The sequence below is a fragment of the Plasticicumulans sp. genome, assembly GCF_035331805.1.
Lineage (GTDB): Bacteria > Pseudomonadota > Gammaproteobacteria > Competibacterales > Competibacteraceae > Plasticicumulans.
Map to the genome: position 1 here is coordinate 1 of NZ_DAOLKE010000035.1, position 10021 is coordinate 10021.

9 protein-coding genes are annotated in these 10021 nt (G+C 71.2%); 7 read left to right on the forward strand and 2 right to left on the reverse strand.

The window, feature by feature from the left end; translation table 11 throughout:
• Nucleotides 1–222 precede the first annotated feature (222 nt).
• Both murU and PKE44_RS04530 read right to left on the reverse strand, forming a co-directional pair.
• A complete protein-coding gene (gene murU, locus PKE44_RS04525; protein ID WP_324548502.1) occupies nt 223–897 on the reverse strand; it encodes an N-acetylmuramate alpha-1-phosphate uridylyltransferase MurU in 675 nt (224 codons plus the stop codon).
• On the reverse strand, nt 897–1895 hold the full coding sequence (locus tag PKE44_RS04530; protein ID WP_324548503.1) for a phosphotransferase: 999 nt from the start codon (nt 1893–1895) through the stop codon (nt 897–899). Before PKE44_RS04530 ends, murU begins: the two co-directional genes overlap by 1 nt.
• A gap of 91 nt (nt 1896–1986) precedes the next feature.
• On the opposite strand from PKE44_RS04530, the gene lptD reads away from it, so the two are divergent.
• Genes lptD through PKE44_RS04565 form a run of 7 tightly spaced genes read left to right on the forward strand, consistent with a single transcriptional unit; the run spans nt 1987 to nt 9691 of the window.
• Nucleotides 1987–4302: an LPS assembly protein LptD gene (gene lptD / locus PKE44_RS04535; RefSeq protein WP_324548504.1), complete on the forward strand. Its 2316-nt coding sequence runs from the start codon at nt 1987–1989 to the stop codon at nt 4300–4302.
• Between the two features lie 28 nt (nt 4303–4330).
• Nucleotides 4331–5674 carry a peptidylprolyl isomerase gene (locus tag PKE44_RS04540; RefSeq protein WP_324548505.1) on the forward strand — a complete coding sequence of 448 codons (1344 nt, stop codon included), beginning with the start codon at nt 4331–4333 and terminating at the stop codon, nt 5672–5674.
• A gap of 25 nt (nt 5675–5699) precedes the next feature.
• The gene (gene pdxA, locus PKE44_RS04545; RefSeq protein WP_324548506.1) at nt 5700–6716 is read left to right on the forward strand and encodes a 4-hydroxythreonine-4-phosphate dehydrogenase PdxA; all 1017 of its coding nucleotides are present in this window, start codon (nt 5700–5702) and stop codon (nt 6714–6716) included.
• Entirely contained in the window at nt 6713–7510 is a 798-nt protein-coding gene (gene rsmA, locus PKE44_RS04550) for a 16S rRNA (adenine(1518)-N(6)/adenine(1519)-N(6))-dimethyltransferase RsmA (RefSeq protein ID WP_324548508.1), read from the forward strand. Before pdxA ends, rsmA begins: the two co-directional genes overlap by 4 nt.
• Before the next feature lie 32 nt (nt 7511–7542).
• Entirely contained in the window at nt 7543–8661 is a 1119-nt protein-coding gene (gene tal / locus PKE44_RS04555; RefSeq protein ID WP_324548510.1) for a transaldolase, read from the forward strand.
• A 25-nt stretch (nt 8662–8686) separates the two neighbouring features.
• Nucleotides 8687–9079 (forward strand): Co2+/Mg2+ efflux protein ApaG, encoded by a 393-nt coding sequence (apaG, locus tag PKE44_RS04560; protein ID WP_324548511.1) that lies wholly within the window; start codon nt 8687–8689, stop codon nt 9077–9079.
• Nucleotides 9080–9094: 15 nt separating this feature from the next.
• Entirely contained in the window at nt 9095–9691 is a 597-nt protein-coding gene (locus tag PKE44_RS04565; protein WP_324548513.1) for a class I SAM-dependent methyltransferase, read from the forward strand.
• The last annotated feature ends 330 nt before the right edge of the window (nt 9692–10021 follow it).

A 10021-nucleotide genomic window follows, 5' to 3' on the forward strand; every position in this document is an offset into this window, starting at 1 on the left:
GCCTGTCATTGCTCGGCGGCGGCGGCGCGGACTGGTCGGCCGGATCGCCGGCGCTGCACCTGACGCTGTACGCCCCGGCGCCCGGCACCGCCGTGATCGATGCGCTCGTGCTGCCGCTGTGCGCGCACGCCGGCGCGCGCCGCGCGGGGCGCAATTCAACCGTGCCGGGGCGCGCCTGACCCGCTCTTGTGTCTTGACAGCCCGGATGGCGGTGGATCGGCCTCAGCGGCGCAGCGCCAGCCACACGTCGAGTTCGGCCAGCCGCTCGGGCGTGCCGATGTCGCGCCAGTCGCCCTGGTGCAGTTCGCCGCTGACCGCGTCCTCGGCCATCGCCGCGGTCAGCAGCGGCGCCAGCGGAAAGCGCCCCGGGCCGTGGCCGACGAACAGCCGCGGATCGATGACGCCGAGGCCGCAGTAGGTCAGGCGCGGATCGAGATCGTCGCGCACGCGGCCGTCGACGAGCGCGAAGTCGCCCTGCGGCTTGTACGGCGGGTTCGGTGCCAGCACGACGTGCGCGAGATCGCCGGGGGCGAGCGCCGTGCGCAGGGCGGCGAGCGGGTGCTCGCTCCAGATGTCGCCGTTGATCAGCAGGAACGGCGCCTCGCCGAGCAGGCCGAGCGCGTGCTGGATGCCGCCGCCGGTTTCCAGCGCGCCGGGCGGTTCCGGCGAATAGTCGATGCGCAGGCCGTAGCGGCTGCCGTCGCCGAGCCGCGGCGGGATCAGGTGGCCGAGGTGGCCGAGGTTGATGACGACCTCGGTGAAGCCCGCGCCGGCGAGCCGGTACAGATGATGCTCGATCAGCGAGCGCCCACCGGCTTCGAGCAGGGGCTTCGGCCAGAGGTCGGTCAGCGGCCGCATGCGTTCGCCGCGCCCGGCGGCGAGGATCATCGCGCGCATCAGGCGGTCTCCCCGGCCAGCGCCGGCACCACGCGCGCGTGCAGGAAGCGCCCGAGCCCGGCGAGTTCCGGATGGCGTGCGCAGGCGCCGAGCAGGTACTCGAACACGCGCGGGATGTCGGCGAGATAGCGGTGCTTGCCGTCGCGCCAGGCCAGCCGCGCGAAGATGCCGCAGACCTTGAGCTGGCGCTGCGCGCCCATCAGCTCGAAATCGCGCAGGAAGGCATCGGCACTCGCCCTCGCCAGCACACTGCCGGCGAGGCGCTGGCGGTAGGACTCGACCCAGCCGGCGACGCGCGCATCCGGCCAGTCGATGTAGGCATCGCGCAGCAGCGAGACGAGGTCGTAGGTGACGGCGCCGATCACGGCATCCTGGAAGTCGAGCACGCCGGGATCGTGCGGCGCGCAGACCATCAGGTTGCGCGAGTGATAGTCGCGATGCACCCAGACCTGCGGCTGCGCACGCGCCTTCTCCGACAGCAGCGCAAACGTCGTGTCGAGCAGCGCGTGCTCGGTGCCATCGAGCGTGAGTCCCAGATGCCGGACCAGGAACCAGTCGCGGAACAGGTTCATCTCGCGCAGCAGCAGGGCATCGTCATACGGCGGCAGCACGCCGCTCGCCGGATCGCCGCCGAGCGCGAGGCGTGCCAGCGCATCGAGCGCGTCGCCGTAGAGGCGGTCGGCGGTCGCATCACCGAGCTTGTCGAGATACTGCGTGTCGCCGAGATCACTGAGCAGCAGCAGGCCGGCGCCGATGTCGGCGGCGAGCACGCGCGGCACGTTCAGGCCGAGCTGCGCCAGCGCGCCGGCGATGCGCACGAACGGCCGGCAGTCCTCGTGCGCAGGCGGCGCGTCCATGACGATCGCCGAGCCGCCCGGCCAGCGCACACGGAAGTAGGCACGGAAGCTCGCATCGGCGGAGGCCGGTGCGATGTCGAGCACGCGGCCCGGCAGGGTCCGGCCGGCCCAGGCCCGGACGCGTTCCAGTCGATCGTTCACGTGGGGGGTTCCTCGGGCGCGTGGGGGAGCGCCGAAATTGAAGCTGCAAGGGGTTTCGTGCGATGGTTACGCGCTTCCAGAAGCAGCGTCCATGTCCGTGACCCAACGCTCCAACATCATAACAGCGCTCTGTCTGGCGCTGGCCGCCACCCCGGCGCTGGCGCAGTCCGGACCCGGCACCAAGCAGAAGACCGGCCCCGCCGCGACGCAGCCGCTGCGCATCGACGATGACGGCCGCGTGCTCGGCTGGGCGCTGTGCCCGGTCGATCCGCTCGCGAATCTGGTCACGAAGGACACCGGCGCCCCGGCCGAGGGCCCGACCACCTATACCGCCGACACCGCCGAGAGCAGCCCCGAGCAGGCGCGCCTCGCCGGCGACGTGCGCATCGCCCGCGGCGACCAGCGGCTCGCAGCCCCCGAGGTCGTGCTCGATCGCCAGAAGAACATCGTGCATGCGCCGAAGGGCGTGCAGGCCGGCACGCCGGCGCTCGGCGTAGAGGCCGGGACCGGCGACATGAATCTCGACACCGACACCGCCGACCTGCGCGACGCACGCTACTACCTGCCGCAGCGCAACGCCCAGGGTTCGGCCGGACGCGTCGTCGACCGCCGCCAGGACCAGAAGACCGATCTCGACGAAGCCACCTACTCGACCTGCCAGCGCGACGCCGAGGTCTGGCGCGTGCGTGCGACCGAGATGCACCTCGATCATGCCGCCGGCCGCGGCGAGGCCTGGCACGCGAAGATCGACATCGAAGGCGTGCCGGTGCTGTACCTGCCGTATCTGTCGTTCCCGCTGAACAACGACCGCCAGTCGGGTTTCCTCGCGCCGAAGCTCGGCTTTGACAGCACCAGCGGCCTCGACCTGGCCGTGCCGTACTACTGGAACATCGCGCCGAACTACGACGCGACCATCACGCCGCGCTACATCGCCGAGCGCGGCCTGCTGCTCGGCACCGAGTTCCGCTTCCTGACCGGTGACGCCAAGGGCATCACCAGCTTCGAGTTCCTGCCGAATGACCGGGACCGGGACGGCCGCGACCGCGGCTCCTTCCACTTCTTCGGCAGCGGCCATTACGGCCCGTTCTCGAGCACGCTGCTGTACGACTGGGCCTCGGACGACAACTACTTCCGCGATCTCGGCAACGGCCTCGACATCACCGACACCGATTACCTCGAACGCCGGCTCGACACCTACGTCGTCAACCCGTTCGGCAACCTGCTGATCCGCTTCCGCGGCTACCAGACGCTGAACGGCGAGGACTTCACCCGCCCGAAGCAGTACGCGCAGCTGCCGCAGGTGGCGTTCTGGAACACCTGGATCGTGCCGAACCAGGTGAGCTTCGAGCTGCACAGCGAGGCGACCCGCTTCACGCATCCGGACCAGGTCGAGGGCTCGCGCTTCTTCATCGAGCCGGCCCTCAGCCTGCCGCTGCAGACCACCTGGGGCTTCCTGACCCCGCGCCTGGCACTGAACGCCACCGCCTACCAGCTCGACTACCGCCGCGACCAGCCCGATGACTACCGCGACAGCCCGACGCGCGTCGCGCCGGTCGCGAGCCTCGACACCGGCCTGATCTTCGATCGGCCGCTGACGATCTCCGGCACCGGCTTCACGCAGACGCTGGAGCCGCGCCTGTACTACCTGCGCGTGCCCTACCGCCGCCAGACCGACATCCCGCTGTTCGACACGACCACGTACAGCGAGTCCTACGACTGGCTGTTCTACGACAACCGCTTCGCCGGCATCGACCGCCTCGGCGATGCCAACCAGCTGACCACGGCGATCAGCTCGCGGCTGCTCGGCGCCAGCGACGGCGTCGAGCGGCTGCGCGTGTCGGTCGGCCAGATCCAGTACTTCTCCGATCGCAAGGTGCAGCTCGGGGCCGACAGCCCGACGCTCACCAACAACTCCGATCTGGTGGCCGAAGCCACGCTGCGCCTGGACCAGAACTGGTACGCCCGCGCCGCCACGCTGTGGGACACCACCGAATCCGGCTCGCGGCGCACCGCCTACGACCTGCGCTACCACGACGCCGACGGCCGCATCCTGAACGTCGCCTACCGCTACGCCAACGGCGTGCCCGATCCGATCTCCGGCCAGACCAGCCTCGAACAGATCGACCTCGCCGGGCACTGGCCGATCAACCCGCGCTGGCGCGTGTTCGGCCGCTACAACTATTCGCTGCTGTACAGCCACACGACCGATACCTTCGCCGGCTTCGAGTACGGCGACTGCTGCTGGGCCGTGCGCCTGCTCGGCCGTCAGTACCGCGAGTATCCGCAGGATGAAGACCCGAAGAATGCCGTCATGCTCGAAATCGAGCTGAAGGGGCTGACCTCGGTCGGTGCAGGCATCGACCGCTTCCTCGACAAATCCATCATCGGCTACCAGCGTGCCGACTGAGCCGCCCGTACGGACCCGTCCACCCGCCATGAAACCGCTGCTGCTCGCCCTGACCCTGGCCCTGGCCCTGCCCACGACCGTCATCGCGCAGGAACTGCGCTTCGGACCGTCGACCCCTGCCGCCGGCGGTGCGGGCCGTGAACTCGATTCGGTGGCGGCCGTCGTCGATGACGACGTGATCACGCGCGCCGAACTCGATCAGGCGGTGCAGACCGCACTCGGCCAGCTGCGCGCGCGCGGCGGCCAGCTGCCGCCGATGGACGTGATCCGCAAGCAGGTGCTGGAGCGCCAGATCCTGCTGAAGCTGCAGGAGCGCGCCGCGGCGCGCAACGGCATCAGCGTCGATGACCTGACGCTGAATGCCGCGATCGCCACCGTCGCGCAGCGCAACGGCGTCAGCGTCGACGAGCTGCGCCGGCGCGTCGAGCGCGACGGCTTCAGCTTCGCGCGCTACCGCGAGGAAATCCGCCGCGAACTGGTGTCCTCGCGGCTGCGCCAGAAGGTCATCGACCCGGGCATCACCGTCTCCGATCAGGAGGTCGATCTCGCCCTCGGCATCGCCCCCGGTGCCGGCCCCGGTGCCGCTGCAGCCCCGGCGCGCGAGTACCGGCTCGCGCACATCCTCGTCGGCCTGCCCGAAGGCGCCGACGCCGCGCAGATCGAAGCCGCGCAGGCCAAGGCCGATGCGCTGGTCGCGGAACTGCGCAAGGGCGCCGACTTCGCACGCCTCGCGACCTCGGTGTCCGATGCCGGCGATGCGCTCAACGGCGGCGAGATCGGCTGGCGCTCGGCCGCGCAGCTGCCGCCGGCCTTCGCCGAGGCGATCGGCTCGATGTCGGCCGGGCAGGTGACGGCGCCGCTGCGCGGCACCAATGGCTTCGAGATCGTGCGCGTGATCGAGGTGCGCAACGCCGGCGAGGCAGCACCCGGGCAGATCGTGCAGACCGAGGTCCGCCACATCCTGCTGCGCGCCGCCCCCGGCGAGAGCGATGACGCCGTGCGCCAGCGCGCGCTGCGCCTGCGCGCCGGCCTCAACGACGCGGGCTTCGCCGCTGCGGCGCGCGCCCAGTCGCAGGACCCCGGCAGCGCCCCGAAGGGCGGCGAGCTCGGCTGGGTCAGCCCGGGCCAGCTGGTGCCGGAGTTCGAGCGGGCGATGGCGGCCCTGAAGCCCGGCGAGATCAGCCAGCCGGTCAAGACCTCGTTCGGCTGGCATCTGATCGAGGTCAAGAACCGCCGTCAGGTCGCCGGCAAGGTCGAGGACGCCCGCCGCATGCAGGCGCGCGAGGCCATCTACAAGCGCAAGATCGAAGAGGAATGGGATATCTGGCTGCGGCGGCTGCGCGACGAAGCCTACGTCGACATCCGCCTCTGACGCGCGCCGCCCCGGTCCGCGCCGCATGTCCGATTCCGTGCTGCCCCGCCTGATCGTCACCGCCGGCGAACCGGCCGGCATCGGGCCGGAACTCTGCGTGCGTCTGGCGCAGGCGCCGTGGCCGTGCGCGCTGGTGGTGGCCGGCAACCGCGAACTGCTCGCGCATCTGGCCGGCGTGCTCGGCCTGCCGCTCACCACCGTCGCCTGGGATCCGGCCGCTGCCCCCCGGCCGCACGAACCCGGCCGGCTGACGGTGCTCGACCTGCCGCTCGCAGCTGAAGTCATCCCCGGCCGGGCCGATCCGGCCAACGCCGCGCACGTGCTCGCGATGCTGGCGGCGGCCTGCGACGGCACCCGCGACGGACACTTCGATGCGCTGGTCACCGGCCCGGTGCACAAGGGCGTCATCAACGATGCCGGCACGCCGTTCAGCGGCCACACCGAATTCTTCGCCGAACGCCTCGGTGGCGCGCGGCCGGTGATGATGCTCGCTGCCGGCACGCTGCGCGTGGCGCTCGCGACCACGCACCTGCCGCTGCGCGCGGTGGCCGATGCGATCACGCGCGAAAGCCTCGCCGAAGTGCTGACGATCCTCGATCACGACCTGCGCACGCGCTTCGCGATCGCCGCGCCGCGCATCCTGGTCTGCGGCCTGAACCCGCACGCCGGCGAGGGCGGACATCTCGGGCGCGAGGAGCTCGACGTGATCGAACCCGTGCTCGCCGAGCTGCGCGCCGCCGGTCTCGATCTGTCCGGGCCGCTGCCGGCCGACACCTTGTTCCAGCCGCAGCGCCTCGCGCACGCCGACGCGGTGCTGGCGATGTATCACGATCAGGGCCTGCCGGTGCTGAAGTACGCGGGCTTCGGGCAGGCGGTCAACATCACGCTCGGCCTGCCGGTGATCCGCACCTCGGTCGATCACGGCACGGCCTTCGATCTGGCCGGCAGCGGTCGCGCCTCGGCCGCCAGCCTGCAGGCCGCACTCGCCTGCGCGCTCGATCTGGTCGAACGCCGCCGCCGCGCCGCCGGATCGCCGGCGTGAACGGACCGACCGGCGCGCATCAGGCGCGCAAGCGCTTCGGCCAGCACTTCCTGCACGATCCGCACGTGATCGCGCGCATCATCGCCGCGGTCGCGCCGCTGCCAGGCGAGCATCTGGTCGAGATCGGCCCCGGGCTCGGTGCGATCACCGTGCCGCTGCTGCGCGCCTGCGGGCAGTTGAGCGCGGTCGAACTCGATCGCGACGTGATCCCGCACCTGCGCGCCGCCACCGCCGGCCTCGGCAGGCTCGACATCCTCGAAGCCGATGCGCTGACGGTCGATTTCTCTGCACTGCGCCACGACCAGCGACCTCTGCGGCTGGTCGGAAACCTGCCATACAACATCTCGACGCCGCTGCTGTTTCACTTCCTCGAAGCCGCGGCGCACATCCGCGACATGCACTTCATGCTGCAGAAGGAAGTCGTCGAGCGCATGGCTGCCGGCCCCGGCGATGCCGACTACGGCCGGCTGTCGGTGATGCTGCAGGCGCGCCTGAAGGTCGTGCCGCTGTTCGAGATCGGCCCCGGTGCCTTCCGGCCGCCACCGAAGGTCGATTCGGCGATCGTGCGCCTCGTGCCGCTGCCCGAGCCGCGCGTGCCGGCGGCCCTGCAGGCGGCCTTCGCCGAGGTCGTGCGGCTGGCCTTCGCGCAGCGGCGCAAGCAGTTGCGCAACACGCTGAAGACCGTGCTCGCCGCGGACGCGATCGAGGCCGCCGGCGTCGATCCGGCCGCGCGCGCCGAAACGCTGGATCTGGCCGCCTACGTGCGTCTGGCCGAAGCCATACCTCCGCGCTGATCCGGCGGCGCGGTCCACCAGGGAGAACGATCATGAACAACATCGACGACCACCCGCTGCGCCGCCTCAACGCCGCCGGCCAGAGCCCGTGGTACGACAACATCCACCGCAGCATGCTCGAAGGCGGCGCCCTCGCCCGCCTGATCCGCGACGACGACCTGCGCGGCGTCACCTCGAACCCGGCGATCTTCGAGAAGGCCATCGCCGGCACCGACGAATACGACGATGCCATCCGCCAGGCCCTCGCCGCCCGCCCCGGCCTGCCGGCGCGCGAGCTGTTCTTCCTGCTCGCGCTCGATGACATCCGTGCCGCCGCCGACGTGCTGCTGCCGGTGCACCGCGCCACCGACGGCGTCGACGGCTTCGTCAGCATGGAGGTCTCGCCCGACCTGGCGCACGACACCGAGGCCACCATCCGCGAGGCGCACGAACTCGCCGCCAGCCTCGACCGGCCGAACGTCATGATCAAGGTGCCGGCCACGCGCGCCGGCATCCCGGCGATCGAGGAACTGATCGCCGACGGCATCCCCGTCAACGTCACGCTGCTGTTCGCGGTCGGGCGCTACGCCGAGGTCGCCGAAGCCTATCTGCGCGGGCTGGAGCGGCGGCTCGATCACGGCCAGCCGCTGGCGCGCATCGCCTCGGTCGCGAGCTTCTTCGTGTCGCGCGTCGATAGCGCGCTCGATCCGCTGCTCGCCACCCAGGCCCCGGCGCTGGCCGGCACGCTGGCGATCGCCAACGCCCGGCTGGCGCGCGCGCGCTTCCATGCGCTGTTCGACGGCCCGCGTTTCGCGCGGCTCGCCGCTGCCGGCGCCCGTCCGCAGCGCCTGCTGTGGGCGAGCACCGGCACCAAGAATCCGGCCTACAGCGACGTGCTCTACGTCGAGACCCTGATCGGCAGCGATACCGTCAACACCATGCCGCCGGCGACCTGGACGGCGTTCCGCGACCACGGCCGCGTCGCGGCCACGCTCGACACCGGCCTCGAAGCCGCCGAAGCCGCGGTCGCGCAACTCGCCGGACTCGGCATCGACCTTGCTACGGTCACCGAACGCCTCGAAGCCGAAGGCGTCGCCGCCTTCCTGAAATCCTTCGAGACCCTGCTGGCTGCGCTCGACGCCAAGGCGCGCGCCGTCGCCAGTGCCGCCTGACCCGCCCCGCCCGAGAGCCTCCCCCATGAAGCCGACCGACGCGCCCGCCCTGCACGACATCCGCATCTCGGTCGAGACCGAATACATCGCGGCGCAATCGGAACCGGCCCGCGACCGCTACGCCTTCGCCTACACCGTCACCATCGAGAACCGCGGCGGCCTGCCGGCGAAGCTGCTGACCCGGCACTGGATCATCACCGATGCCGGCGGACGCACGATCGAGGTGCGCGGCGACGGCGTGATCGGCGAACAGCCGTATCTGCGCCCCGGCGAAGGCTTCCGCTACACCAGCGGCACCGTCATCGACACCCCGGTCGGGCGCATGCACGGCAGCTATCACCTGATCGATGACGACGGCACCGAATTCGACGCGCCGATCCCGCCCTTCGTGCTGTCGATGCCGCGCACGCTGCACTGAAGCCGTGCACGGCCGATGAGCCTGCGCACGAGCTACACGCTGCTCGCGCCGATCTACGACCGCATGGTCGCAGCGGCCACGCAGGCGGCGCGGCGCGCGAGCCTCGCGCGCCTGCCGGCCGATGCCCGGCAGGTGCTGCTGGTCGGGGCCGGCACCGGGCTGGATTTCCCGCTGCTGCCGGCCGGTCCGCAGTACACGGCGATCGACCTGACCCCGGCGATGCTCGATCGCGCCCGCCAGCGCGCCGCGGCGCGGCCGGAACTCGCGATCGAACTGCGCAGCGGCGATGCGCTGGCGCTCGATTTCGCCGATGCGAGCTTCGATGCCGTGATCCTGCACCTGATCGTCGCCGTCGTGCCCGACGCCGCGCGCGCGCTCGCCGAATCCGCACGCGTGCTGCGCCCCGGCGGCCGCGTGCTGCTCTACGACAAGTTCCTGCGTCCCGGCCAGTCCGCCCCGCTGCGCCGGCTGCTCAGCCCGCTGCTCGGCCGCATCGCCAGCCGTACCGATGTCGTGCTCGAACATCACCTGCCACCGACGCTGCGCGTGCTCGAAGACGAAGCCTCGCTGGCCGGCGGCTGGTTCCGGCGCGTGTTGCTGGAACGGGTCTGATCGCGGCCCCAGGGCACGAAGGCGGGTTCCGGCGCAGGCCAGGCCGTGTGCAGGACATTGACCACCAGCGGACCGCGCCTGACCCGCCCTGCGTCCGGGCTGACAGCGTGCGGCCGATGCCCGCGTGCATGGGAATGTCTTGCGGCCGGGGCGCGCAGCCTTGCGAATGCCCCCCGAAAGCCTTTCACCCGCGGTGCAAAGGCGTCCACCTGCACACCAAAGCCTTTGACCCGCACTCCAAAGCCTTTGACCCGCACTCCAAAGCCTTTGACCCACACTCCAAAGCCTTTGACCCACACTCCAAAGCCTTTGACCCACACTCCAAAGCCT

Coding starts and splice junctions, on each gene's coding strand:
- murU (WP_324548502.1), bottom strand. CDS start 897: ATGCGCGCGATGATCCTCGCCGCCGGGCGCGGCGAACGCATGCGGCCG.
- pdxA (WP_324548506.1), top strand. CDS start 5,700: ATGTCCGATTCCGTGCTGCCCCGCCTGATCGTCACCGCCGGCGAACCG.
- PKE44_RS04565 (WP_324548513.1), top strand. CDS start 9,095: ATGAGCCTGCGCACGAGCTACACGCTGCTCGCGCCGATCTACGACCGC.
- tal (WP_324548510.1), top strand. CDS start 7,543: ATGAACAACATCGACGACCACCCGCTGCGCCGCCTCAACGCCGCCGGC.
- apaG (WP_324548511.1), top strand. CDS start 8,687: ATGAAGCCGACCGACGCGCCCGCCCTGCACGACATCCGCATCTCGGTC.
- PKE44_RS04540 (WP_324548505.1), top strand. CDS start 4,331: ATGAAACCGCTGCTGCTCGCCCTGACCCTGGCCCTGGCCCTGCCCACG.
- lptD (WP_324548504.1), top strand. CDS start 1,987: ATGTCCGTGACCCAACGCTCCAACATCATAACAGCGCTCTGTCTGGCG.